The sequence below is a fragment of the Pseudoalteromonas sp. KG3 genome, from assembly GCF_030436385.1.
Lineage (GTDB): Bacteria > Pseudomonadota > Gammaproteobacteria > Enterobacterales > Alteromonadaceae > Pseudoalteromonas > Pseudoalteromonas prydzensis.
The window spans coordinates 2,647,048-2,672,880 of sequence record NZ_CP098523.1; the positions used below are offsets into that span (position 1 = coordinate 2,647,048).

At 40.1% G+C, this 25,833-nt stretch carries 21 protein-coding genes and 2 pseudogenes; 11 read left to right on the plus strand and 12 right to left on the minus strand.

Annotation, left to right across the window (positions count from 1 at the left end; translation table 11 throughout):
* From NDQ71_RS12580 to ylqF, 7 genes are all read left to right on the plus strand, one after another.
* On the plus strand, window positions 1–2,961 hold the full coding sequence (locus NDQ71_RS12580; RefSeq protein WP_301561701.1) for a type I restriction endonuclease subunit R: 2,961 nt from the start codon (window positions 1–3) through the stop codon (window positions 2,959–2,961).
* A gap of 24 nt (window positions 2,962–2,985) precedes the next feature.
* Window positions 2,986–4,305, plus strand: a complete 1,320-nt coding sequence (locus NDQ71_RS12585; protein WP_301561702.1) for a hypothetical protein — start codon at window positions 2,986–2,988, stop codon at window positions 4,303–4,305.
* Between the two features lie 80 nt (window positions 4,306–4,385).
* Complete coding sequence (locus NDQ71_RS12590) at window positions 4,386–4,994, plus strand: DUF4433 domain-containing protein (RefSeq protein ID WP_301561703.1); 609 nt, start codon at window positions 4,386–4,388, stop codon at window positions 4,992–4,994.
* A 7-nt stretch (window positions 4,995–5,001) separates the two neighbouring features.
* Entirely contained in the window at window positions 5,002–6,069 is a 1,068-nt protein-coding gene (locus NDQ71_RS12595; RefSeq protein ID WP_301561704.1) for a macro domain-containing protein, read from the plus strand.
* 184 nt (window positions 6,070–6,253) lie between these two features.
* Window positions 6,254–6,907 carry a hypothetical protein gene (locus NDQ71_RS12600; RefSeq protein ID WP_152609344.1) on the plus strand — a complete coding sequence of 218 codons (654 nt, stop codon included), beginning with the start codon at window positions 6,254–6,256 and terminating at the stop codon, window positions 6,905–6,907.
* 14 nt (window positions 6,908–6,921) lie between these two features.
* Window positions 6,922–7,182, plus strand: a complete 261-nt coding sequence (locus NDQ71_RS12605) for a hypothetical protein (RefSeq protein ID WP_039488691.1) — start codon at window positions 6,922–6,924, stop codon at window positions 7,180–7,182.
* 221 nt (window positions 7,183–7,403) lie between these two features.
* Complete coding sequence (gene ylqF / locus NDQ71_RS12610) at window positions 7,404–8,357, plus strand: ribosome biogenesis GTPase YlqF (protein ID WP_301561705.1); 954 nt, start codon at window positions 7,404–7,406, stop codon at window positions 8,355–8,357.
* A gap of 174 nt (window positions 8,358–8,531) precedes the next feature.
* On the opposite strand, the gene NDQ71_RS12615 is transcribed toward ylqF, so the two are convergent.
* Both NDQ71_RS12615 and NDQ71_RS12620 read right to left on the minus strand, forming a co-directional pair.
* The gene (locus NDQ71_RS12615; protein ID WP_301561706.1) at window positions 8,532–8,657 is read right to left on the minus strand and encodes a hypothetical protein; all 126 of its coding nucleotides are present in this window, start codon (window positions 8,655–8,657) and stop codon (window positions 8,532–8,534) included.
* An 803-nt stretch (window positions 8,658–9,460) separates the two neighbouring features.
* Window positions 9,461–10,111 (minus strand): hypothetical protein, encoded by a 651-nt coding sequence (locus NDQ71_RS12620; RefSeq protein ID WP_192541802.1) that lies wholly within the window; start codon window positions 10,109–10,111, stop codon window positions 9,461–9,463.
* Between the two features lie 258 nt (window positions 10,112–10,369).
* Between NDQ71_RS12620 and NDQ71_RS12625 the strand changes: the two are divergent.
* The 4 genes and pseudogenes from NDQ71_RS12625 to NDQ71_RS12640 all read left to right on the plus strand — a co-directional run bounded on the left by NDQ71_RS12625 (window position 10,370) and on the right by NDQ71_RS12640 (window position 15,040).
* Window positions 10,370–11,134, plus strand: a pseudogene (locus tag NDQ71_RS12625) (transposase).
* A gap of 54 nt (window positions 11,135–11,188) precedes the next feature.
* The gene (locus NDQ71_RS12630; protein WP_064666766.1) at window positions 11,189–11,911 is read left to right on the plus strand and encodes a response regulator; all 723 of its coding nucleotides are present in this window, start codon (window positions 11,189–11,191) and stop codon (window positions 11,909–11,911) included.
* A gap of 198 nt (window positions 11,912–12,109) precedes the next feature.
* Window positions 12,110–14,194 carry an elongation factor G gene (gene fusA, locus NDQ71_RS12635; protein ID WP_192542815.1) on the plus strand — a complete coding sequence of 695 codons (2,085 nt, stop codon included), beginning with the start codon at window positions 12,110–12,112 and terminating at the stop codon, window positions 14,192–14,194.
* Between the two features lie 414 nt (window positions 14,195–14,608).
* Complete coding sequence (locus tag NDQ71_RS12640) at window positions 14,609–15,040, plus strand: hypothetical protein (RefSeq protein WP_283709683.1); 432 nt, start codon at window positions 14,609–14,611, stop codon at window positions 15,038–15,040.
* 40 nt (window positions 15,041–15,080) lie between these two features.
* On the opposite strand, the pseudogene NDQ71_RS12645 reads toward NDQ71_RS12640, so the two are convergent.
* From NDQ71_RS12645 to NDQ71_RS12690, 10 genes and pseudogenes are all read right to left on the minus strand, one after another.
* Window positions 15,081–17,819, minus strand: a pseudogene (locus NDQ71_RS12645) (ExeM/NucH family extracellular endonuclease).
* A gap of 137 nt (window positions 17,820–17,956) precedes the next feature.
* A complete protein-coding gene (gene hemB, locus NDQ71_RS12650; RefSeq protein ID WP_301561707.1) occupies window positions 17,957–18,964 on the minus strand; it encodes a porphobilinogen synthase in 1,008 nt (335 codons plus the stop codon).
* 9 nt (window positions 18,965–18,973) lie between these two features.
* Window positions 18,974–20,824 (minus strand): diguanylate cyclase, encoded by a 1,851-nt coding sequence (locus NDQ71_RS12655; RefSeq protein ID WP_301561708.1) that lies wholly within the window; start codon window positions 20,822–20,824, stop codon window positions 18,974–18,976.
* A gap of 2 nt (window positions 20,825–20,826) precedes the next feature.
* Complete coding sequence (locus tag NDQ71_RS12660; RefSeq protein WP_301561709.1) at window positions 20,827–21,609, minus strand: TatD family hydrolase; 783 nt, start codon at window positions 21,607–21,609, stop codon at window positions 20,827–20,829.
* Complete coding sequence (locus NDQ71_RS12665; RefSeq protein WP_192542821.1) at window positions 21,609–22,139, minus strand: hypothetical protein; 531 nt, start codon at window positions 22,137–22,139, stop codon at window positions 21,609–21,611. Before NDQ71_RS12665 ends, NDQ71_RS12660 begins: the two co-directional genes overlap by 1 nt.
* Window positions 22,140–22,883, minus strand: a complete 744-nt coding sequence (gene tatC, locus NDQ71_RS12670) for a twin-arginine translocase subunit TatC (RefSeq protein ID WP_192542822.1) — start codon at window positions 22,881–22,883, stop codon at window positions 22,140–22,142.
* A 47-nt stretch (window positions 22,884–22,930) separates the two neighbouring features.
* Window positions 22,931–23,263, minus strand: coding sequence for a Sec-independent protein translocase protein TatB (gene tatB / locus NDQ71_RS12675; RefSeq protein WP_064666783.1), 333 nt, complete (start codon window positions 23,261–23,263; stop codon window positions 22,931–22,933).
* A gap of 5 nt (window positions 23,264–23,268) precedes the next feature.
* Window positions 23,269–23,508, minus strand: coding sequence for a Sec-independent protein translocase subunit TatA (gene tatA / locus NDQ71_RS12680; protein WP_064666784.1), 240 nt, complete (start codon window positions 23,506–23,508; stop codon window positions 23,269–23,271).
* 67 nt (window positions 23,509–23,575) lie between these two features.
* The gene (ubiB, locus tag NDQ71_RS12685) at window positions 23,576–25,183 is read right to left on the minus strand and encodes a ubiquinone biosynthesis regulatory protein kinase UbiB (RefSeq protein WP_192542823.1); all 1,608 of its coding nucleotides are present in this window, start codon (window positions 25,181–25,183) and stop codon (window positions 23,576–23,578) included.
* A 17-nt stretch (window positions 25,184–25,200) separates the two neighbouring features.
* Window positions 25,201–25,806: an SCP2 domain-containing protein gene (locus tag NDQ71_RS12690; RefSeq protein WP_064666786.1), complete on the minus strand. Its 606-nt coding sequence runs from the start codon at window positions 25,804–25,806 to the stop codon at window positions 25,201–25,203.
* Window positions 25,807–25,833: the final 27 nt, after the last annotated feature.

Sequence of the window (25,833 nt, forward strand, 5' to 3'; positions counted from 1 at the left end):
ATGGGATTTACTGAATTAAATAGTGTGGAACACTACATCATCCATCAAATGACTGGCGTTAACTTAAATACTAACCAGGTTACTGAACCTCAAAAAGCGTTTGGAGTGCAATGGCAGTTTCAATCATCAGAGCAACTAGGCCGAGGTGTTAACGAGGTTTTAGTTGAATCAGTATTAGTTAAAGCGTTAATTCGCCTTAATCCAGAGATTGAAGCTAACCCCAATTTGGCTGATGAAGTAATACATAAACTCCGTGCTATTTTAATTTCGGTAAATCAAGTGGGCTTAGTAAAAGCCAATGAAGAATTTTTCGCTTGGATGACAGGTGAAAAAACCATGCCATTTGGTGAAAATAATCGCCATGTGCCAGTTAACCTCATCGACTTTGATGATTTAACCCGTAACGATTATGTGGTGACTAATCAGTTCCGCATTCACCACAGAGAAACCAAAATACCTGACGTGGTATTAATGATTAACGGTATTCCGGTTGTGGTAGGTGAAGCTAAAACACCGATTCGCCCATCAGTAACCTGGTTAGATGGTGCCCATGAAGTACACAGCATTTACGAGAATGCTGTACCGCAGTTGTTTGTCCCTAATATTTTATCGTTTGCTACCGAAGGGCGTGAGCTGTTTTATGGTGCAATACGTTGCCCATTAGAGTTTTGGGCCCCGTGGCGTGTTGAAGACGCACAGTTAACTCGTGCTGTTGGCTTATCGGGTGTTGGAGCAGAGCTAATCGATTTATTAAGCCCAGCACGCTTACTCGATATCATGCGTAACTTCTCGCTGTTTACCACTAATAAAAAGAAGCAGCGCATTAAGGTTATTCCTCGCTTTCAGCAATATGAGGGTGCGAATAAAATTGTTCAGCGTGTGATTGAGGGTAAAGTTAAAAAAGGTTTAATTTGGCACTTTCAAGGCTCTGGTAAATCATTATTAATGGTGTTTGCCGCACAAAAACTTCGCCGTGCTTCACAGCTTAAAAGCCCAACCGTAATTGTATTGGTTGATAGAACCGACCTGGATACTCAAATAAGCGGAACCTTTAATGCGGCAGATGTGGCCAATGTTGAAAGCACAGAAAGCATTAAAGAACTTCAACAAATGTTGGAGCGTGATACTCGTAAGATCATTATTTCAATGATACATAAGTTTCGTGATGCCAAGCCTAATATGAATGAGCGTGAAAATATCATTGTATTGGTCGATGAGGCACACAGAACCCAAGAAGGGGATTTAGGCCGACAAATGCGCGCCGCTTTACCAAATGCCTTTTTATTTGGTTTAACCGGTACACCCGTAAACAAAGCCGATAAAAATACCTTTTGGGCCTTTGGCGCTGAAGAAGACAAAGGCGGCTATATGAGCCGTTATACCTTCCACGACTCTATTCGTGATGAAGCCACCTTACCACTGCATTTTGAACCTCGTTTAGTTGATGTACACGTAGACAAAGAAGCACTCGATAAAGCCTTTAAAGACTTTAAAGAAAGCGCTGCGCTAACAGATGAAGAAGCCGATGCACTAAATCAAAAATCTGCAAAAATGTCTGCGTTTTTAAAATCCCCTGAGCGTGTAGAGAAAATAGTAGAAGACATTGCCATTCACTTTATGGATAAAGTAGACCCCCATGGTTTTAAAGCCATGATAGTTACACCAGACCGTTATGCCTGTGTGCAATATAAAGAAGAGCTCGATAAGCACTTTGATGAAGCAGCCAGCAAGGTGGTTATATCCACCAGCGCAAACGATGATTATGAGTTTAAGCAAAAGTGGGGCATAGACAAAAGCCAGCAAGAAAAGCTGGTGGATGAATTTAACGATGCAAAATCAGAGCTTAAATTTATTATTGTTACCGCAAAACTGCTAACCGGGTTTGATGCACCTATATGCCAAACCATGTATTTAGATAAGTCGATTAAAGACCACACTTTGTTACAGGCAATTTGTCGTACAAACCGTTTATACCCTAATAAAACCTTTGGCTGTATTGTTGATTACTTTGGTGTATTTGACGATGCCGCAAAAGCACTAGAGTTTGATGAAGAAAGCGTACAACAAGTTATCTCTAACTTAAGCGAGCTACGTGCAAAGCTACCAAAAGCGATGGCTGATACATTAGCTCACTTTACTGGAGTTGACAGAGCCATTGAAGGTTTTGAAGGCCTAGAGGCTGCACAGAACGCTATTAGTACAGATGATAAGAAAGATGCTTTTGCACTGGATTTTAAATACCTAGCCAAACTATGGGAGTCGCTTTCACCCGATAGCGTACTTGATGAATACAACGAAGATTACAAATGGCTGGCCCAGGTTTATGAGTCGGTAAAACCTGCCTCAGATAACATTGGTAAGTTGTTATGGCTAACGCTAGGCGCACAAACCACACAACTCATACACGACAACGTGCATGTTGGTAATGTACATAACCTAGAAGAGTTTGTGCTTGATGCAGACGTTATCGAAAACATATTTAATAACCCAGACCCACGTAAAACAAAACAGCTTGAGAAAGAGCTAGCAAAGCGTTTTAAAGACCGTGGCGACTTACCTGTATTTAAATCATTAAGTGAACGACTAGAAGCCCTGCGCGACAAAGCCGAAAAAGGCTTAATAGCCTCAATCGACTTTGTTAAAGAGCTTTGTAAAATAGCTAAAGAAACGGTACAAGCAGAGAAAGACTTAGACGACGAACTACAAGAAAAAACACCAAAAGCTGCATTAACAGACCTGTTTTTAGAGCTTAAAGACGACCAAACTCCAGCGGTAGTAGAGCGCATAGTAACCGATATAGACGCCATTGTACGCATTGTCCGTTTCCCTGGTTGGCAAACCACCACAGGTGGCGAACGCGAAGTACAAAAGTCACTACGCAAGGCATTACTTAAATACAAGCTCCACACAGACCAAATACTGTTTGATAGAGCGTATGGGTACATAAAGGAGTATTATTGATGACAATTATTTTAGGGGCTGGGTATGCAAGTTTTAGATGACATCTGGTCTACGATAAAAGGTAATGCAAAGACCAGAATCAAAGATCCCATAGCAGGAACGTTTATTGTTTCATGGTGTTTTTGTAACTGGGATAAATTAGCGCTTTTGTTTTGGGGTAAAGGTGACTTAGAGAAAAGAATAAATGCTTTAGTCGAAAGTATGTCTGTGTTGTCAAATCCAAGTCTATTAAAACAAGATTTAGATTTATTAGTAATACCGACTGTACTCACTATAGGCTACTTATTTATACTTCCTTGGGCTTCTTTATGGGTGAAAGAAAAGCAAAAAAAGACAGCTGTTTTGCAGCATTCACATGCTGTTGATTTAGATATCGAACATACTAAAAAGCAATGGGAGCTTAATAAAGAAAGACTTAGAACAAACCCTGAAAAAGACTTTTTAGCACAAGATGTAGCGTTAGATATTCAAAAAGAAAAAGATAGGGTAGAGCGAAGAAATAAAATTCGAGATTATATTGATAAGAAAGTTAAAGCAGCTACAGCAATAGCTGATAAAGCTAAAGCAGATGCTGAAGCTGAACAAATTAGTTTAGAGAAAAAGCGTTTAGAGCTAGAAGAAAAACAACGCAAAGCAACCAAAGAAAAGCAACGGTATGAAGAGCAGTCTGCAATTCATAACGCCACTATGGCTTCGCATCGGTTTCCAGCTGTTTTTTATTTTATGGATTTGCTGTCTAACTCTTTAAAAGAGGATGGGGTTGCACTTACAGCATCAGGGCTTGCCTCATGTATTGCAGCTGTTTTTGGCTATGAAATAGCTGATGACATTATAAATGACAAAGATTTTAATAATGAGAATCTGAGTAAACTTAAATATATCATTTTAGATAACGATTTAGCTAAAAAGTTAGATGATATATGTGAACTAGAAAATTCAGAGAATGAAGATTTAAGTTCGGATTTAATATTTGATCATATTCAAATGTTATTTGATAGCCTTCCTTTCAAGCTTGTATCAGAAGATACATTAGCCGAAGAAATCTCAGAAAGGGTTAATGAAGATTCATATGATTTGTTAATGGGAGATGAGTTATCAGGACCGATGGCTGAAACAGATACCATTTTTGATGAAATTGAGTTATCAGTTGATGTTTATAATTTTAATACAAGCTTTGATGTAAAGCTAAGTGGGTATGCGAGTGGCTCTCATAGAAAGGAGTCAGATGTTCCGGGAAGGGATATAACTGTAAGTGTTGAGGCTAAATGCCAGCCAGTTATGGGTTATTTGGGCTTACAAGATTACGAACTTACTGTTAACGGTGCGCCAAGGGATTACGGCTAGGTTTTTAGTTGTTATTTACGTTACATTGATTTCATGTTGGAATTTAAGCTAGTTATAGAATTTTGAGGTATAAGGATTTCATGACAGTATCAGTATCTCATATAACGCACATTGATAACTTGGCTAGCATTTTAGGTCAAGGTTGCTTATGGTCTGACGCTAAACGTATTGAGCTTGGTTTAGTTAACCAAAATATTGGCTATAACCATATTAAACAACGTCGCTTAGTGCGTCCTGTGAAAGTGGCTGCGGGTGGTACGATTGGTCAGTATGTGCCGTTTAACTTTTGCCCGCGTTCAGTCATGTTGTATGTTATTCATTGTGGGCATGATGATTTTGGCGGTGGGCAAGATAAGGTATTACACTTAATTAGTGACACAGAAACTGTGCGCCTGGGAAACCAACATTGCTTTTTTACTGATATACATGCTGATTTAGACTATGCAGAGCAAATTGATGATTTTACACGTATTAATGAGTTGGATATTAAACGTATTATTAATGAACGCTATTGGCAGGACTTTAAAGAAGAAAAACAAGCTGAGTTTTTAGCGTTTGAATCAGTACAATGGGCAGCTATTCGCCAAATAGGCGTAAAAACACAAAACGTTGCTAATGAAGTAAATATGCTACTTCAAACTGTGCAGCATAAACCTGAGGTCGTAGTTAGACCGCAGTGGTACTACTGAGGTTAAGATGATTACTTATCAAACAGGCAATATTTTACATGATCAAGCTGATGCTATTATCAACACAGTTAATACTGTAGGGGTAATGGGTAAGGGGCTTGCTTTGCAATTTAAAAAGGCCTTTCCTGATAATTTTAAGGTATACAAAAAAGCCTGTGATGATAAAGAGCTTATAACTGGTGAGGTGCTAACAGTTGATCTTAACTCTATTAATGCACCATTTTATATTATTAACTTTCCTACTAAAGCACACTGGAAAGGTAGTTCTAAGCTTGAGTATATAGAGCAAGGGTTGAACAGCCTGAAAGCTGAAGTAAAGCGATTAGGCCTTAAATCAGTCGCCTTACCAGCTCTGGGAAGCGGCTTAGGGGGCTTAGATTGGCGTGCTGTTGATTCACTTATACAGAACTCTTTAAGTGAATTACCAGATGTTGAATGGCGTGTATACCCGCCACAAAATGCTCCAACGGCCCAGGCGATGCCTAATAAAACTAAAAGACCTGAAATGACACTCGGTAGAGCCGCAGTGCTAGGTTTGATAGAACGTTATACCTCTACAGGGTTTGGTTATCGATTATCGCTATTAGAAGTACAAAAGCTTGTTTATTTTTTAACAGCGGCAGGTGAGCCTTTAAACAAGGTGATATTTCAAAAACATCATTATGGCCCTTATGCCGATGTACTTCGCCATGTGTTAGATAAAATGGAAGGCCACTTTATTACTGGTTATGCAGATGGCATAAATAAGCCAGATACGCCAATTGAGCTTAAAGATGATGCGGCTATTGAGGCGCTTAACTATTTGCAAGCATGCCCTGAAACAAAACAACGGTTTGATAAAGTCGCCAGGCTAATAGAAGGCTTTGAGTCGCAAAACGGTATGGAGTTACTTTCAACTGTACATTGGGTTGCAACGAATGAGCTTGAAGGTAATAACATTACTGACGACGCACTCATTAATGCAGTGCATAGCTGGAATGCTAGAAAGTCGCAAATGAAGCCAGCCCATATTCTTGCTGCCTGGAACAAGCTAAAACAAGAAGACTGGTTAAATTTAAAAGCACAAACAGCTTAAAACAATTTTAAAGGGAAGCGTGATGCTTCCCTTTTATGCCGTATTGCTGAACGATAAGGCCCAATCGGCTCAATATTCCCCAGCTTTATAGCTCTGACCTCTAGAGTTATACAAAAGCAGCTAACTTCACATTGTTACCTTTATAAAATACAATATAATAACGCTAATTATAAAGGACTGCATTGTGCGCATTCAGCATCTAATCATTTTTACTTTTCTTATCTTCATTGCATCTTGTAAATCTACTATGCAAGCGAGTTACTCTTCTCAAGTTGATCCTAACTTTAAGTTTTATACAGATACTTATATCGCTGTTTTTGCAGCACAAGGTGAGAATTTTAACACTCTTGAATCTAAATATTATATCGATCACGTTATTTACTCACTGAAGCAGAGAGGGTTTAAAAATGTATATTCCTATAAAGACCTTCCAGTACCTGGAGTTAACTTTGATGCTGTTGTTTATATTAACGTTAGTAAAAGTAATGGCTCATATCAGTATGAAACATCAAATTATGGTTTAATTGATAGTGGTTACTCTACAATCAATTGTACAGGTACTTTTTGTACTCAAAATAAACAAAAAACATTAGGTATAACAGGTAGTTCAACTAATACGGGATACTTCACTAATTACTACTTTTCTACAAATTGGTTTTCTGTAAATTCAGATGAAAAAATATTATTTAGTTTTTCCTCTTCAAGCCAAGAGGGTTGTTCAGATCGTGGCATGTATGAGTTTTTGATAGCACAGACAATAGATCGTTTAAATTTTAAAGAGCCGAAGGAATATAAATACTCGGTTGATATGCCATCTGAATATAGCTGCAATTACTAAGGAAGGTTGTTTTAATGGACAAGTTATTAGAAAAAATACCTTTTATTATAATGTTTGGTTTTGCCGCTACATTTGCTGTAATAGGCTTTATGGGTGATGGCTTTATAGGAGGTTTCAAAGGATGGTTTGGTGGTGTACTACTTAGTCTACCTATTATGATATTCATTATGATTTTAAGCAGCGATGTTAAATGGTACCTAAAATTTCCAAGTGCAATCATTGGAGCATTGTTATATCTAAACTATATTCTTGGTACGTTTAAAGGAATTTTTTAGCTAAGACTGTGGTTGGTATAGTGCTTTACTAATTTTTTATAGTTGGTATCTAAAGTTTATAAACCACTTTAAGTTTATCGTTTTTATTTTCTATGGGAGTTCAAGGCCGGTTTTGTAGTAAACTATTTGCAGAAAAGAAAGTACAAAAGCATAGTTTTACTTTTAGTACCCACATTGTTACCAACGGCCTAAGGCCTGAAATTAAAGGTCATATAAATCAAATGAGTAGAGCAGGAATACAGTGGTTCCCTGGGCACATGAACAAAGCCCGTAATGAAATTAAAGAAATCATGCCACAGATGGATGTGATCATTGAAGTGCTTGATGCGCGCATTCCTTACAGTAGTGAAAACCCTATGGTGACGAGTTTGCGTGAAGGTAAGCCGGTCATCAAAATTCTCAATAAAGCCGATTTAGCCGATTCTAAAATGACCCAAGCGTGGAAGGATTACTTTGAGCAAGAAAATGGTGTAAAAGCCATTGCGTTCGGGAATGATAAAGCGGCTGAAGTTCATCGTATTAATGAGCTGTGTAAAAAATTAGTACCACACAAGGTTGGCGCTGATAAGCAAATTAAAGCCATGATCATGGGCATTCCCAATGTAGGCAAGTCTACGCTTATTAATACCTTAGCAGGCCGTATAGTTGCCAAAACAGGTAATGAGCCTGCGGTTACAAAGGCGCAGCAACGTATTAAGCTTGAAGATGGTATTATGCTTTACGATACGCCGGGTATGTTATGGCCAAAAGTTGAAAACGAAAACTCGGGCTACCGTCTTGGTGCGACGGGTGCGATACGTGATACGGCGCTTGATTATGAAGAAGTGGCGAGCTACACCGCTGAATATTTATTGCATGCCTATCCTGAACTTTTAAAAGCGCGTTATAAAATTGCTGAATTACCGCAAAGCGATTGGGAATTTGTTGAGATGGCGGGCAAAAAGCGCGGTTGTATTCGCGGTGGTAACCAAATCGATACGTATAAAATGTCAGAAATTCTAATTAATGAATTACGTGATGGCATAATCGGTCGTATTACTATGGAAACACCAGCCATGCGTGAAGAAGAAGAAGTGATGGTTGCTGAACTTCGTGCTGCAGCTGAAGCTAAAAAAGCAGCTAAAGAAGAAGAGAAAAAACAACGCCGAGCGCGAGCACGTAAAAATCGTCGTTAGTTTTTGCTAAGGCTCTTCAAGCCATAAATCACAGACATAAAAAAAGCCCGTAAGGGCTTTTTTAGTTTCATATCAACCGTCACCGATATGAGCAATGTAGCAAGTAAATAGTAGGAGCGGTTACCCGTTATCAATATCAAGGGGCGTTGCGATTAATAACAGGTAACCATAGCTTTAACGTGGGCTACACGTTGTTTCAGGGTCGAGAAACAAATTCAGTTTATTCAGTACAAGCCGCTGTGCTTCATCGCCTTGTTGATATTGATTATCAGTTAGATTTAGTAAAGTGTCAACACCCATTTGAAAATAATTCTCATTAAGTTTTGGTTTTTGGGTATTTCTATTTAATTTAAGTAGTTACAGGAGAGAGAATTAATTTTTATAGGAATTTTAGACATAAAAAAAGCCCGTAAGGGCTTTTTTAGTTTCATATCAACCGTCACCGATATGAGCAATGTAGCAAGTAAAATAGTAGGGCGGTTACCCGTTATCAACATCAAGGGGCGTTGCGGTTAATAACAGGTAACCATAGCTTTAACGTGGGCTACACGTTGCTTCAGGGTCGAGAAACAAATTCAGTTTATTCAGTACAAGCCGTAGCGCGCTACAGTCTTGTTGATATTGATTATCAGTTAGATTTGATAAAGTGTCAACACCTATTTGAAAATAATTCTCATTAAGTTTTGTCTGTTGGTTATTTCTATTTAATTGAAGTAGTTACCAGGTGGATCTAATTTTTATAAGAATTTTAGGCATAAAAAAAGCCCGTAAGGGCTTTTTAGTTTCATATCTACCGTCACCGATATGAGCAATGTAGCAAGTAAAATAGTAGGGTGGTTACCCGTTATCAACATCAAGGGGCGTTGCGGTTAGTAACAGGAAACCTTAGCGGTTTACGTGCGCCACACGTGTTTCAGGGTCGAGAAACAAACTGTTTATTCTGTACAAGTGGTGATGCTTTACCGTCTTGTTGATATTGATTATCAGTTAGATTTGTCGAACTGTCAACACTCAATTGAAAATAATTCTCATTTATTTGTGGCTTTGTAAAAAGCTCAATAAAAGCAATGTATTGGCATTTAAACTAGTGTTGGGCTTTATAATTATGGTGTTTTCTGGTTATTCACTCTGCGATTTATTTGTGCCACCAACTCTTTATCTTTGCTTCCCTCGCTATCGACGATAAGTAAAAAGTGATCGCCTTGCTTATCTATCACTTTGATAACTGTATTTTCAAGTTGTGTTTTACCATAAGTTACTTCAACGCTAGCTATATCTTTAAAGTGTTTTAAGTTTGATTCAAGTTGGTCTTGTTCATTTTTCCAATAACTAAAAATATAGTTGTCGCTTATACCATTGCCGTCGTTACGAAAATCTACCCATGCATCGCTGTAAAAAAATAGCACATCTTCATCAATAGGCACTAATTGATGACGCTTCAAAAATTGCATTTGAAATGACCATAATTTATCGCCCTTAACGATCGCGGTACTCGGTAACAAGTAAACCTCTTCGAGCAAGCTTAAAAATAAAATGGGAGCCCAAATTATGGCGATAACAATATTTCTTACTCGCCATTTAGAGTTGTATGCAAGTGCGTCAGATGATTGGTTTAGGTGTTGAATGTAGTTAACTAATGGCAGCCAAATAAAAGGAATTATACACAGCGCAAAAGTTGAGTAATCGTCAAACCGTGTTGTTACTGTAAGTACTAAAAGGAGTAGCCATGCCACAATAGCTAGCGCATTAGGCATTATTTTGTTCTTTTTATGGTGCTCTTGACTGTGTGCAAGGAGCTCCAAAAATAAAGGATAGAAAAAGAACAGCGAAAAAATCCCGCGAGCAATCGGCATGATATGACTATTTTGCTGTATTTTAATTGCTTTCCAGTTGCGATAACTCCAGTAGTTAACCTGAGCTTCGGATAAGAAATTACTAATTTAAAGGAACTAAATGCTCGTTCCATGATCCGATCATTCGACCAAGAGTGATTAGAACAAAAAGGAACGAGCATGAACAAGTTAGTTGAAACGTACTGTGATGTCGATGATTTTTCAAAGTTATTTTTCCCAAGCTGGCAGCGTATATTGCTCGAAAATGGTGAAATTAAACGTCGAAGAGCATGCCGCTTATCTCCGTCAGAGGTGATGACTATTATCATCCATTTTCACCAGTCACATTACAGAGATTTCAAAAACTACTATCTTCACTATGTTTGCCGTCAACTTAAAGCCTATTTTCCAGAGTTGCTGAGTTACACAAGGTTTCTCGCGCTTATGCCTAGTGTGGTGGTTCCGATGTGCAGTTACCTCACATCAAAACTTGGCAAGCCCACAGGTATACAATTTGTTGACTCCACTAAAATAGAAGTGTGTCACATCATCAGAGCTAAAAGAAATAAAGTGTTTGAAGGCGTTGCTCATCATGGAAAAGGCACTATGGGTTGGTCATATGGATTCAAACTACATTTAATAATTAATCATTTAGGTGAGATTGTGGCGCTAAAGCTCACGACGGTTCGAAAGAATATGAAGAAAAAATTTATTTCATAGTGGGACAGGGCTTTATTGAAAAAACGATTTATAATCGAAACGGTGAATGATCAATTGAAAAACATTTCTTACATTGAACACTCTAGACACCGCAGTATGCATGGCTTTATGCTAAATTTACTTGGTGGATTAATTGCCTATTGCCTAAAAGAGGAAAAGCCGTCATTAGATTTAACATCGCAAGAACTTGAAATTTTAGAGAGTAATAATCTAATGTTGGCTTAACCAGATCTCAGGTTAAATACGCTGCTATTACAAGGCTAACATGAGTAATAAAAAATGACATATTCAGTAGTTATTATCGAAGATGAACTCGAAGTTGCACAACTTCTTGCTCAATACCTGCTTTTACCTAATGGCGTTGCGGGAAACCAAACTGCGCGGCAAAGCTTGCGACAAGGTCAGTACCAAGTAGTTGGTATTGCTGCAAATCTCAGCACTGCTACCGGGTTGTTACAGGCGATAGAGCCCGATTTGATCTTGCTTGATATCCACCTACCTGATGGTAACGGTCTGGATTTATTGACTGATTTACGTCGCCGCTCGATTAAAAGTGAAGTGATGCTACTGACTGCTGCCAAAGAAGTCGAAACTCTCGAAAAAGCAATGCAATTGGGTGCTTGCGACTTTTTGGTAAAACCGTTAATGCTTAATCGGCTTGATCAAGCGTTAGCTCGTTTTGAGTCTCGCCAGCAGTGCTTATCGGATGCCAATGAAGTAACACAATCTATGGTGGATACCTTATTTGGCTCAAGTGAACAAACAAAAGCACCGGTTAGACTGCCGAAAGGGGTTGATCAGCTGACTTTAAAAAAAATCATTGATGCCTTTAAAGAGCATAAAAAAACGCCTTTTACTGCCCAGCAAATGGGCGATTTAGTTGGGGTAAGTCGCTCGACGGCGCGACGTTATCTAGAGTATTTACTAGAGGCAGAGCAAGTAAGTGCCGACCAAAGCTATGGCAGCATAGGTCGGCCAGAACGTTGTTATAAAATGAGCTAAGTTTGTTATCACTTTGAATTTAAAGACTAAGTGAATAATAAGTAGAGCACTTTTTGACATCTTCTTGAAGCTAAGATGGAAACGTCAAAAATATTTTCTAGAATTGATTGCATTTTAAGCGACTTCTATGGTGATGTTCGCATTAAGTAATGCTATACTCCCGCCGAATAATTTTTCGACTTTATTAAGAGTAAAATAATGGCAGATTTATCGAAGTACAGAAACATTGGTATTTTCGCGCACGTTGATGCGGGTAAGACCACGACTACTGAGCGTATCCTAAAGCTTACAGGCACTATCCACAAAAGCGGTGAGACACATGATGGTGAATCGACTACCGATTTCATGGAGCAAGAAGCGGAGCGCGGTATTACTATCCAGTCTGCGGCAGTAAGCTGTTTCTGGAAAGATCACCGTTTTAACGTTATCGATACTCCTGGACACGTTGACTTCACCGTTGAAGTTTACCGTTCACTTAAAGTATTAGATGGCGGTGTGGGTGTATTCTGTGGTTCTGGTGGTGTTGAGCCACAATCAGAAACTAACTGGCGCTACGCGAATGAGTCAGGTGTTGCACGTATTATTTTCGTAAATAAATTAGACCGTATGGGTGCTGATTTTTACCGTGTAACAGCGCAAGTACAAAAAGTACTTGGTGCTACTCCACTTATCATGACTTTACCAATCGGTATTGAAGACGAATTCATAGGTGTTGTTGATGTTTTAAACAAAAAAGCATACATCTGGGATGAGACAGGTCTTCCAGAGAACTACACAATTGAAGACGTTCCTGCAGACATGGTAGAGAAAACTGATGAATACCATGAAATGCTTATCGAAACTGCTGTAGAGCAAGACGATGACCTAATGGAAGCGTACATGGAAGGTGAAATCCCTTCAATCGAAGACATCAAGCGTTGTATCCGTAAAGGTACTCGTGACCTTGCGTTCTTCCCTACATTCTGTGGTTCTGCATTCAAAAACAAAGGTATGCAACTTGTACTTGACGCAGTAGTAGATTACCTACCTGCCCCTACAGAAGTTGATCCTCAACCTCTTATGGATGAAGAAGGTAACGAAAACGGCGAGCATGCAATCGTATCTGCTGACGAACCTTTCAAAGCGTTAGCATTTAAGATCATGGATGACCGTTTTGGTGCATTAACATTCGTACGTATTTACTCTGGTAAGCTTAACAAGGGTGACACTATCCTTAATGCATTTACTGGTAAAACTGAGCGTGTTGGCCGTATGGTTGAGATGCAAGCAGATGAGCGTAAAGAGCTTACTTCAGCGCAAGCGGGCGATATCATCGCAATCGTAGGTATGAAAAACGTGCAAACTGGTCACACTCTTTGTGATCCTAAGCACCCAGTAACACTTGAGCCAATGGTATTCCCAACTCCAGTAATCTCGATTGCTGTACAGCCTAAAGATAAAGGCGGTAATGAGAAAATGGGTGTTGCTATCGGTAAAATGGTTGCAGAAGATCCATCTTTCCAAGTTGAAACTGATGAAGATTCAGGTGAAACTATCCTTAAAGGTATGGGTGAGCTGCACTTAGATATCAAAGTAGATATCCTTAAGCGTACTTACGGTGTAGACCTTATCGTTGGTCAACCACAAGTTGCTTATCGTGAAACTATCACTCGTGAAGTTGAAGATAGCTACACGCATAAGAAACAATCAGGTGGTTCTGGTCAGTTCGGTAAAATCGACTACCGCATCAAGCCAGGCGAAGCGAATTCAGGTTTCACGTTCAAATCAACAGTTGTTGGTGGTAACGTACCTAAAGAATTCTGGCCAGCAGTTGAGAAAGGCTTTAAGTCAATGATGAACGAAGGTGTTCTAGCTGGCTTCCCAGTACTTGACGTTGAAGTTGAACTTTTCGACGGTGGCTTCCACGCCGTGGATTCATCTGCAATTGCATTCGAAATCGCAGCTAAAGGTGCATTCCGTCAATCGATCCCTAAAGCGGGCGCACAACTTCTTGAGCCAATCATGAAAGTTGACGTGTTCACTCCAGAAGATCACGTTGGTGACGTAATCGGTGACCTTAACCGTCGTCGCGGTATGTTAAGCAACCAAGAAGCTGGTTTAACTGGCGTTCGCATTAAAGCTGACGTTCCGTTATCAGAAATGTTCGGTTACATCGGTTCACTACGTACAATGACATCAGGTCGTGGTCAGTTCTCTATGGAGTTCTCACACTATGCACCATGTCCTCAAAACGTAGCTGATACTGTAATCGCTGCAGAAAAAGAGAAAAAAGCTGCTAAGTAATTAGCCTTTTCACTCTTTGAAAAAACCCGCACTTGTTGCGGGTTTTTTGTTGCTATAATTTAAACAAGCAACACAAAAGTTGGTTCGTTTAATTGCATAGTGATGACGACTTTGCCCAGTGTGATTTCGTTGTCGAGTTTCCGCTGTATACCTTTTGTAGCCTCGTTCATACGCTCTTAATCATTTATTATTTACTCTAAAAATTTCATCAATCCATAAGTAGTAGTTTAAATGTTGATTGTTCAGGAAATGAAAACTAACCATATTTAACTAGGGAAAAAGTAGTGCAAATACTTGAATGAGGGTAGCTAAAACGGGTAAGATAGCAGCCTGTGGCCATCTGTATGGTCATAGAGGAGAAACGGAAGTCTCTCTAAGAAAGAGACATATACATGTACTGTTTAGGACGTTTATATGAACGCAATTAAATTGAGCCCAAATTGGTTGTTACAGCTAGTAATAATACTTATTGTTGCTATGGTGGCTTTATCATCAACACTTATCTTTACTGTTGATCAAACTGTTTTAGCTTTAACTATCGCTGTGATTGTATTTATGATCTCCATTGTGAATATAATTAATCTGCGGTTTTTGCACTGTTATAAAGCGGGGATCTATTATTCTCAAGGTATAGGAAAGAAATATATCAACGCAGACGAAATAGTTGATATTCACTTTCATTCATTAAAGCTATTGACCGTGCTTGTAGTAACGTTAGAAGACCAAAAGGTAGTTCGCTTTTATAACTGGCAGTTTGATGCTCAAGCTCAGCAGTCAATTAAGTGTTGGTATAGAAAAAAGAAAACAAGTTGTAATAAGTTACAACAAACACCGTGTAATGCATAAAAAGAAGGCCGCTGTTTAGCGGCCTTTTTCTATTTTACTACTATGCTTTTTTACGACGTAACAGGGTTAGCGGTAACGCTAGTAATGTTAGCCAAAACAGTGAGCCAGAATCATCATCATCTTCGTCATCTGATTTATCATTATTGATATTAATATAGACAAGTTATGCATTTGATAAGTTACCAGCACTGTCTTTAGCTTGTACCATCAATGTGATTTTTCTTTCAAATTCGAAATCCAAATCGCCCGCCACAATTAACTGTCCTTGTTGGTTAATAGTGATGGCATTATGGCCTTGGACTATAAATTCAACAACTGGCGTGTATTGGGCATCGGCGTCGCTGAATTCTAGCTGGCCTATAACAGTACCGATAGCGCTGTTCTCTAACACGTTGAAGCTTTGCTCTGGCGTTAGTACAGGCGCTTGTGGCTCTGGTATTGGTTGTTCAGCAACAGCAGACTTTATATCAACTATCACAGGATCATGATCCGAGGCTCTATATGCATCGCTTGCATATAAACTTACTTGTTGTGCAGCTGATTTAAACTCAACATTATAGTCTAAGCTGATTGGCTCATCGGCATTGATATGCCAGTCTGTTGCAGCCACTACTTTGGTTAGCAAGCTTGGGCTAGCTACAGCGTGATCTAGGCTACCCAGTCGGCCTGAGAAGCTATATGAATAGCCAAGTGTATTGCCGTCTAATTCTGCAACAACATTCTTGAACCCTTTATCAGCAAACGCGCGGATTGGATCTTCCATTGCGTAGGCGTTCATGTCGCCGACTAAGATGATATCTTCATCATCGACACCAGTCGGAGCAGTGTTTAGCCAGTCAGCGTAAGCATTGGCACCAGCCACTCGAATTTCATTCCAACATGCTTGGCCATCGCCTAAATCAGCATTATTGCCATCGGCGCTGCCGCAGCTACCTTTTGATTTTAAGTGCGCAACTGCAACAGTAAACACTTCATCAGTTGTTAATGACTTAAAGCTTTGCGCAATAGGTGCGCGGTTACTGTAATCAAACGGTGCTTGTGTAGTAATCGCAGCGTTGCCAACTTCGACGACTTTATTTGCACGGTAGATTAATGCCGTAGTGATTTGATCAGTACCTATTTGATTTACGTTAAAATCAACAAATGCGTAGTCATTTACAGAATCTTCGTCATTAAGCGCATTTACTAAACTGGCAATCGCGCTAAACTCGTCAAAGCCATCATTTTCGATTTCCATTAAACCGATAACATCTGCTTCTAATGCAACAATTGCACTGACAATTTTTGCTTGTTGGCGAATAAACTCAGCTTCACTATCAGCACCACGGCTAGTTGGGAAGCCTGCACCTTGACCATCACCGTTAAAGTAGTTTAGAACGTTAAAGCTAGCGATACGTAAGTCAGCATCAGCATGAAGTTCTGGTGCCTCAGTACGCGGGTTAGTTGCAACAAAAGTTGGTTGTACGGTTGGGTGAATACGATAGCGATCAAAGCTGTATCCTAGAACACCAGTAACGGTATTTACAGTATCGCCTAGGCGCAGCGTATTGTATGAATCTAAGCCAGTGCCTGGGTAGGCGATTGGATCAAGATTTTGTTTTGTTGAGCCATCATCAAGTAAGATTTGTTTTTTGCTGTTTTCGGCTTCTACAGCAGTAGCAGCATCGCCCGGCAGCGCAATTTGCGTTCCTTGATATAAACGCTCTGTTGCTAAGTCAACTTCACCGTAACGACCTAAACCATAGTTATTGGTCACAACAAGAGGTTGCTCTAAAGTCACTAGCATGCCTTCATGGGCTTCTAAATCAGCAACTTCGGTAACAGGCAATGATATTTTAGTTGCTGCGGTTACCAGACCTGTTGCGCATATTTCCACTTGGCTGACATCGCCAATTTGTGTGGCATTAAAGTACTCTGCGACACTGCCTTTCACGCGCACGTGGTCACCGACATTGACATCGGTATCAGCAAAGTACACAAAGACCCCTTCAGAAGTAAGTGGGTTTGTATCAATATCTGCATCAAGTGATGTAATAAAGAAGCCACTTAATTGCTCTGCGCCTTGAAAATCAGCAGTTACAACACCTTCCAGCTCTACTTCAGTATTCAATAATGGACTATCACCCCCTTCACCTTGAATTGCGTTGATAAGGGTTTTCGCTGCACCACACTCAAGTGGTGTAACCGGTTCTGGTTCCGGCTCAGGTTGATTGTTTTCACCATGAAAACCAAGACCACTGAAATCATCTTTATCGAATTGTAGCCATTGCTCACTGGGATCAAACGCGCTAGTTGCATCAGTGCGGCCAGAGGTGACATCTGCTTTACGGCGTAGGGTTTTATCTTTAGTTGCAACGCCACCAGCAGACCACTGACCATTATCAGGACGTGTGCCTATTTGGCCAAAGCTATCCACGACAGTATCATCTAACATTAGTGTAAAAGCGTCATCACCATTAAAATTAACGGCACCGCTGAATATGTCAGCTTTAGCCTTTAGATCATCAACAGCGCGAGTGTCAGAAGTCACAATGACAAACGTACTCTCAGCAGCAACAGTGCCTGATAATTCTTCGCTTGTTGAAACAGTCTTGCCATTTGAATATAAGTTGATGGTATAACCGTCTAGAGATACAGCTGCTGATGAGGTGTTATAGATTTCAATCGCTTTATTGTAACCGCCGCCTTCAACATATTCTGAAATTATTAAATTAGCGGAGGCTGGTGCACTGAGGCTTGCAATAACAAGCGCCAATGGCGTTATTTTTGTATTAAACATTTTTATTTTTCCCGTGTATTGTGTCCCGAATGGGACAGTCAGTGTAAGGAAAATTTATGACAAATAAAATACAAAAAGTTAATGAGATGAAAATAAAAAGAGCGCGTTAGCACTCTTTTTCAATTATAGTGAAATTATTACTTTTTAAGCAATTGAGCGGCTTGTTTAGCGAAGTAAGTCAAAATACCATCGGCGCCTGCACGCTTAAATGCGAGTAGTGATTCCATAATGGTTGCTTCTTCAGCGAGCCAGCCATTATCAATCGCCGCTTTATGCATGGCGTATTCACCGCTGACTTGGTAAGCAAACGTTGGCACACCAAACTCGTCTTTAACCCGGCGGACGATATCTAAATACGGCATGCCTGGTTTTACCATCACCATGTCGGCACCTTCTTGTAAGTCTAAGGCTACTTCACGCAATGCTTCATCAGAGTTTGCTGGATCCATTTGGTAGGTTTTTTTATCCGCGCCTTTTAGATTCCCTGCTGAGCCAATCGCATCTCGAAATGGGCCATAGTAACTAGAGGCGTATTTAGCTGAGTAAGCCATGATGCGAGTATGAACAAAGCCATCAGCTTCAAGGGCTTCGCGAATTGCGCCAATGCGGCCATCCATCATATCAGAGGGTGCAACAACGTCTGCGCCAGCCTCTGCGTGAGATAGCGCTTGTTTTACTAAAATCTCAGTAGTGACATCGTTAATTACATAGCCTTCATCATCAATAATGCCGTCTTGCCCATGTGTTGTAAAAGGATCAAGAGCACCATCAGTAATCACTCCCAACTCAGGGAAGGCTTCTTTAAGAGCGCGGACAGTTCGTTGCACTAAACCATCTTCGTTATAAGCTTCTTCGGCAAGCAATGATTTTTTGTCGCTTGGTGTTACTGGAAAAAGTGCGATAGCAGGAATGCCTAAATCGACCAGCTCTTTCGCTTCAAGTAATAGTAAGTCAATTGATAAGCGCTCGATACCTGGCATTGACTCAATCGCTTCGCGGCGATTGTTGCCTTCAAGCACAAATACAGGATAAATTAAGTCATTCACACTCAGTTGGTTTTCGGCCATCAAACGGCGAGAGAAATCATTACGGCGCATACGACGCATACGAGTGTAAGGGAAAAGGTCGAGACCTGATTGGGCCATTATTTGCTCCTAGTCTAAAATTGGAAAGCTAACTACACGATTACGACCACTTTGTTTGGCATGATAAAGTGCTTTGTCGGCGCAGCCTGTGAATAATCCTGGGTTATTAATGTCTTCAGCGATGGCGCTATACACACCAGCACTAATGGTAAACGTAATTTCAGTATTTGCTACGGTAATTGTAGCATCTAAGATTTCTTGACGTATTTGTTCTGCTAATGCAATGGCACCGCTGAGCACTGTATTGGGCAATAAAACGACAAACTCTTCGCCCCCATAGCGAGCCACTTCGTCGAGTGGGCGCTTTAAACGCTTTTTAATAATGTCTGCTACAGCACGAATAGTTTGGTCACCAATTAAATGACCGTAAGTATCGTTAATATTCTTAAAGTGATCTATATCGAGCATTATGACACTCAAAGTGGTTTGCTCGCGACGAGAGCGGCGTAAATCCATAACGAGTTTTTTATCAAAGTAGCGACGATTTTTGATTTTTGTTAGTGGATCTTCCATATTAATTTGCTCAAGTGCACGGTTTTTTTCTTCAAGCTCGCGTAAGGTAACTTGTAGCTCAAAGGTGCGCTCTTCAATATTTGCTTCGAGGTCTGATCTCGCTTGTTCTTGTAGCGCTAAACGCTCTTGTAGTAATGCATCATGCGCTTCACTTTGAGCTATTTTACTTTGTTGGGCTGCGACTTGCGCGTCACGTTCGATTAAAAAATGTTTTATGGTGGCAAAGCTCAGACTGAGTGAGCAAATTAAAAAACTAAAGAATACAAACGGCAAGCCACGGGTATTAAAATCATAAATATCAAATACCACAGTTATCAAATATAGCTGCGCAGTAAAGAGTACCAACATGCCACATAAAAGTGCATTCAGGGGCTGTGTTTGCTGCTGACGAATATCGATAACTAATGCTGTTATCTGCAAGAGCATAATAATAGGAGGTATAAATAGACAATAACTCAGCATGATATTGCTCGGCAGTAACCAAATAAAAAACAGGCTGATAAACAGTAACCTATTACCCCATGTATATAAGGGTTGTAATAATGTTGTTACTGGTTGACGTAACTGTTCGAATAATGGTGCGAATAAGCAAGTTGCCAATACGAGTAAACTTGGCACTGTCAATTGCTGTAGAGCAGGCAAAGATGGGTTGAAATAGCGATAGCCAAAGCCATATAAATAAATTAACAATAACCATAAAGTGATTAAAATAGTGCCGCACAGAGCAAAGTAACGTTTTCTAGAAAAACTAAACATAACTAAGCTTGTGATTGCCAACGATAAAATAAACCCGACTAATAAGCCATACAGTAAATTAAACTTACTTTTATCTTTTAAATACTCGTCTTGCTGCCATAGGCTCAGTGGTACTCTGACACCATCTAAACTTGCAACATGAAGCAATACAGTGGAATTACTGGATGGTGGTAGCGTGAGCTTGATTAGTAACGATTCTGTTGCAATTTGCCGATTGTTTAGGGGTAAGGCATCACCAATTTCTTTAGTCAATAAAGTGCGCTGTTTAACGTAGTGATGTACTGCGACTTTATCTAATAATGGATTATCAATAGACAATAAAACAGCTAGCTCTGAATCTTCTGTATTAACCAGTTGCAGGCGTAACCAGACGGCCTGGTTGGTTAGTCCTAAATTGAGTGCTTGATCTGTAAGCTGTTGCCACTGCGGACCCGTTGCTTGTTTAGCTTGCTCCAGCGTTAAGGACTGCAGGGAATACTGAAAAGGAATATCCTGTAAGTGTTTAAAGTGGTTATCTAAGGCAATATTAGTGGCATGAGAGGTAAATGTAATCAATAACAAGCTACATAGCAGCAACCAAACACGCTTCATTATCAGCCCTTGTGGTTGAATAACTGTTGGAAGTTAAGTGTAGTTTGCTTTGCAACTGTTGCAAATTCTAACCCTTTTAAAGCCGCAATAGTTGCGCAGATATGTGGTAAATAACTTGGTTCATTGCGGCGAGACTTTGGTTTTGGCGTTAACGTACGAGGGATCAAAAATGGCGCATCTGTTTCTATCAAAAGTCGCTCTAGAGGAATGCTTGGGATAAGCTGTTGCAACTGTTTGCCACGGCGTTCATCACATACCCAGCCAGTAATACCAATGTATAAGCCTAACGCTAAATATTGTTCAAGTGCGTGTTGATCGCCAGTGAAACAATGTAAGACACCACGAACAGAGTATTGCTGTAAAATTGCTAGCATATCTTCACTGGCATCGCGTTCATGTAAATAGACGGGCATGTCTAATGATACCGCTAATGCTAGTTGTCGGTGCAATACAGAACGTTGGGTTTCACGGGGGGAAAAGTCACGATTATAATCTAATCCACACTCGCCGATAGCGACCACTTCTGGGGCTGTTGCAAGTAAGCGTAATTGCTCTTCAAGTTGCTCATTGACTGACTTGGCATCATGCGGATGAACACCTGCGGTGGCGAGTAACGTGAACTGTTTTGCTAAATTTAAAGCTTGTTGGCTGGAATCGATATCGCAGCCAATTAACAGCATTTGGCTAACATTGTGTGCTTTTGCACGCGTTATGATAGCCAAATGTTGATCATCAAATTGATGATTGGTGAGGTTTACGCCAGCATCAATGAGGTGAGTGGTCATTAATTAGTGCGCTTTACGCGGATCGAACGATTCTGGCCTGCTTTTTTCAATAAAAAGGAGTTGAACATACCTCGTTCAATCACAACGGTATCATTATTTGTCAAACGTAAACGATCAGAGCCAACTTGACGCCATTGCTGACCATTGTCTAAGGTGATAATTAACTCGCCATAAGGCGCTTCTTCCACATTGGTTACCACGGCAGAAATTTCATCGTCGTTATCTTTGCTGACTTCTTTGTGTTCAAGGCCAAAGTCTTCGTTTTTAGTTTTAACGATCTGCTCGCCCGCAGCAACTGTGCCTGTTGCTGCAGCAACCGCTGGTGCTGCACTATTTGCCGGTGGTGTTAAGGTTTGCGAGGTGGTGGGTTTGCTTAACGATTTACCTGCCATAGTGTTGTCATAACAAAGCAGGCGGTTAAAGTCATTTTCAACAAACGTACAAGCCTGTAACGCCTGTAGATTCACTTCACTGGCATGTACCGTTGGAATGCTTAGCAAAGCAAGTATTGGTAGTAATTGTTTTTTCATTTATTCCTCTGACTCATTTTGCTGAGGCTTAGCGCTATAAAAGGATGCTAAAATTAACCCCAATTCAAATAACAGTAGCATGGGAAATGCTAATAATGATTGCGAAAGTACGTCGGGTGGTGTCAAAAACATCGCGACTACAAAAACACCGACCACAATATATGGACGCTTTTCTTTTAAACTCTGCGTAGTCGTAGCCCCACTAAAACACAACAGCATAATAGCCACCGGAATTTCAAAGGCGACCCCAAAAGCAAAAAACAGCTTTAAGGCGAAGCTTAAGTAGCTACTAATATCTGGCGCCAAGGTCATCATTTCTGGACCAACACTGGTAAAAAAACCCAGAATGATTGGTAGTACTACAAAGTAACAAAATGCGATACCACTATAAAACAATATAATACTTGATGCCAAAATCGGCATTAGCATGCGTTTTTCATGCTGGTATAACCCAGGTGCAATAAAGCCCCATATTTGGTGTAATATAAACGGAAACGCTGCAAATAAAGCGACAAATAAGGTTAACTTAAATGGTGCAAAAAAGGGTGCCGTTACATCTGTGGCAATCATAGTTGCGGTGCTTGGTAAATGCGCAACTAAAGGCGCTGCAACAAAACCGTATATATCGTTTGCGAAATAAACTAATGCAATAAAAAAAAGCAAAATAGTTAGTAAGGCTTTCATTAGCCTGTTTCGCAATTCAATTAAATGACTTACAAAGCCTGATTTTACTTGTTCAGTCATAATTTAACTCGTTACCGATATATAGACCACAGCTAACAAAAATAATTTCATTTTTGTTCATCAATATTCGCTTTTTTGGTTAGATCCGAGGCGGTTTTTTTATAACTATGGGTGACGGAGTCGGCGGCTTTTTGCAGCTCGTCAACAGAGTCTTTGATTGCTGGGTTGAGATCTTGCATGCCTTGCTGTTCAGCTTTTTTTAAATTTTGATGCAACTCATGCACTCTTAATTCTTCGTTGACCTCGGCTTTCACCGAGTTTGCCAAAGACTTTATCGTCTTTATCCAGCGGCTTACCGTGCGGATCGCAACTGGCAAGCGCTCAGGGCCAAGCACCACTAAGCCGACGATCAAAACTACAACCAGTTCCCACATACCCATGCTAATTAAGCCTTATGGTCTTCTTTGCTTTTATCAACAGATTCTTTATTTTGTATTGGGTTGTTTGCTTGCTCTATAGGTTCTGCAGGTTTATTTTGCTCATCTTCAGAGACCGCTTTTTTAAACCCTTTAACAGCATTGCCTAAATCACCGCCAATTCCACGCAACTTCTTAGTGCCAAAAAGCAACACAATGATTGCTAATACAATTAATAATTGCCAAATACTAATACCGCCAAAACCCATGGTTTACTCCAAATTTTATTGTATGTTTACGCTGATTATACTCAGCAGAATGTAAATAGCACTTAGTTTATGCGTTTCGCCACGCTAAAATAAAGCCAATTATTGAACAGCTTGCAGCAACACTTGCCGCGATAAAATCATGCTGTAAGTAACATAATCCCGAGACTATCATTGTTGCGCCTGCAAATACGCCAAGTAACAACGGCTTATGTGATGGCTGCGGCAATGGTGCTTGGTTGTTGTGCTGTTGTTGCTGCTTTAGGTTCTGATAAATTAAATCAGGCAGCTCAGGCATCTTTTCAGCCCAAAATGGTAAGTTTGCATACACTTGCTTAAACACCGACCAAGGACCTACCTGCTGTTTTACCCAATCTTCTAAAAACGGTTTTGCTGTTTTCCATAAATCTAATTGTGGATATAGCTGCCGCCCTAGACCTTCAACATACAGTAAGGTTTTTTGTAGCAGAACTAATTGCGGTTGAACCTGCATATTAAAGCGACGAGCGGTATTAAATAGATTAACTAGCACATGACCAAATGAGATCTCAGCGAGCGGTTTATTAAAGATTGGCTCACAGACAGTGCGAATGGCAAATTCAAACTCTTCGACGCTGGTATCTTTTGGAACCCACCCTGAATCAACGTGCAATTGTGCGACTTGACGATAGTCGCGATTAAAAAAGGCGATAAAGTTTTCCGCTAAATAGCGTTTATCTTCTTTATTTAACGTGCCAACAATACCGCAGTCGATACCGATGAATTTGGGATTTTCAGGGGTATCGTAAGAGACAAACACATTACCAGGGTGCATGTCAGCATGAAAAAAGCTATCTCGAAAAACTTGGGTAAAAAACACCTCCACACCACGCTCAGCGAGTAATTTCATATTGGTGTTTTGTGCAACTAATGCATCTGTATCAGACACTGGAATACCATAAATTCGTTCCATAACCAGTACATTTACACGGCTGTAGTCGCTATAAACAAAAGGAATATAAAGGGATTCAGAGCCTTCGAAATTACGTTTTAACTGAATTGCATTGGCGCCTTCACGCAGTAAATCCAATTCATCAAGTAAGGTTTTTTTATACTCTTTAACAACCTCAACAGGGCGTAATCTTTTTGCTTCGTTGATCAATTTTGCCACGACTTTGGCAAATTGTTCCATTAATGCCAAATCAGCGTCAATTTGTTCTCTGATATCAGGGCGAATGACTTTGATAACCACTTTTTGTGGTTGATTGTGTTCATCGATTAAGGTTGCAGTATGCACTTGCGCAATGGATGCTGATGCTAAAGGCGTTTGTTCAAAGTCGCTAAAGTATTCGCTAATGTCATTTATCTCAAGCGCGTTTTCAATTAACTTTTGCGCTAACACGCCATCAAACGGCTGTACTTGATCTTGTAATAAGGCCAGCTCTAGTGCGATATCCAGTGGTAATAAATCACGCCGAGTAGATAACATTTGGCCAAACTTGATCCATACGGGCCCTAATTGTTGCAATGCTAAGCGCAGCCTTAAACCAGCAGGCTTTTCTGGATGCTTGTTCTTTAGCCAAAACAAACATGCACGACTCACTTTGCCATACCAAGGTATTTTTTGTGGTGGTATTAACTCATCTAAACCATAGTTAAGAAGGGTTTTAGTGATGTTATAAAGCCGAGCAGCTGACACAAATAATCCTTACTGATTTATTTAGCTTGAAGTAATTGGTTAATTCGCAACTCAAGTTGCGCAGTATGACTTTTCAGTTGACGTGTGTGTTGCTTAAATTGTTCAAGCTCTAAAGGGTGAATAGTTACTTTGAGCTCGTCTTGACATAATGTTGTTAGCGTTGTCGCCAGCTGTTTGTTGGTTTTTTTGCCTTGTTGCTTTGCTTGCTTAAGCAACTGCCATAATTGCTGGGCTGGCGCATCACCTAGATAAGTTGATAAATGTTCTGGCCAGTCGATATCAAGTGCTGCAAAAGCATTGCTAAACCCCTGTGCTATATGTAAGTCGCCTTGTAAATCAAGCTTATCTTGGCGAATTAACTGAGTGAGCATGGCCGGATTTTTAAGTGCCATTAAGGTCTGAATATCAGCACTGATCATGCAATCAAATTGCTGCTCAGTGGTGTTATAAAGATGCAGTTGCTGGCCTGTAAATACCACTAAAAACTGTTGCTGCCAATCGCGTATATCAATTAATAGGCGTTGTTGAGCAATTGGGGCGAGTCTATCGCTAAGGGTTGGGTCAAGCTTAAGCGCTGTATTTAAAATACGTTCTACTAGTGCGACAATAAAATTATTTAACATACCAATACCTTAGCAATAAATGTTATG

Coding starts and splice junctions, on each gene's coding strand:
- NDQ71_RS12620 (WP_192541802.1), bottom strand. CDS start 10,111: ATGCCTAATGCGCTAGCTATTGTGGCATGGCTACTCCTTTTAGTACTT.
- tatC (WP_192542822.1), bottom strand. CDS start 22,883: ATGACTGAACAAGTAAAATCAGGCTTTGTAAGTCATTTAATTGAATTG.
- NDQ71_RS12690 (WP_064666786.1), bottom strand. CDS start 25,806: ATGTTAAATAATTTTATTGTCGCACTAGTAGAACGTATTTTAAATACA.
- ylqF (WP_301561705.1), top strand. CDS start 7,404: ATGAGTAGAGCAGGAATACAGTGGTTCCCTGGGCACATGAACAAAGCC.
- NDQ71_RS12640 (WP_283709683.1), top strand. CDS start 14,609: ATGAACGCAATTAAATTGAGCCCAAATTGGTTGTTACAGCTAGTAATA.
- NDQ71_RS12630 (WP_064666766.1), top strand. CDS start 11,189: ATGACATATTCAGTAGTTATTATCGAAGATGAACTCGAAGTTGCACAA.
- NDQ71_RS12655 (WP_301561708.1), bottom strand. CDS start 20,824: ATGAAGCGTGTTTGGTTGCTGCTATGTAGCTTGTTATTGATTACATTT.
- NDQ71_RS12580 (WP_301561701.1), top strand. CDS start 1: ATGGGATTTACTGAATTAAATAGTGTGGAACACTACATCATCCATCAA.
- NDQ71_RS12665 (WP_192542821.1), bottom strand. CDS start 22,139: ATGAAAAAACAATTACTACCAATACTTGCTTTGCTAAGCATTCCAACG.
- tatB (WP_064666783.1), bottom strand. CDS start 23,263: ATGGGTATGTGGGAACTGGTTGTAGTTTTGATCGTCGGCTTAGTGGTG.
- NDQ71_RS12615 (WP_301561706.1), bottom strand. CDS start 8,657: ATGGGTGTTGACACTTTACTAAATCTAACTGATAATCAATATCAACAA.
- NDQ71_RS12585 (WP_301561702.1), top strand. CDS start 2,986: ATGCAAGTTTTAGATGACATCTGGTCTACGATAAAAGGTAATGCAAAG.
- hemB (WP_301561707.1), bottom strand. CDS start 18,964: ATGGCCCAATCAGGTCTCGACCTTTTCCCTTACACTCGTATGCGTCGT.
- fusA (WP_192542815.1), top strand. CDS start 12,110: ATGGCAGATTTATCGAAGTACAGAAACATTGGTATTTTCGCGCACGTT.
- NDQ71_RS12605 (WP_039488691.1), top strand. CDS start 6,922: ATGGACAAGTTATTAGAAAAAATACCTTTTATTATAATGTTTGGTTTT.
- NDQ71_RS12595 (WP_301561704.1), top strand. CDS start 5,002: ATGATTACTTATCAAACAGGCAATATTTTACATGATCAAGCTGATGCT.
- tatA (WP_064666784.1), bottom strand. CDS start 23,508: ATGGGTTTTGGCGGTATTAGTATTTGGCAATTATTAATTGTATTAGCA.
- NDQ71_RS12660 (WP_301561709.1), bottom strand. CDS start 21,609: ATGACCACTCACCTCATTGATGCTGGCGTAAACCTCACCAATCATCAA.
- NDQ71_RS12590 (WP_301561703.1), top strand. CDS start 4,386: ATGACAGTATCAGTATCTCATATAACGCACATTGATAACTTGGCTAGC.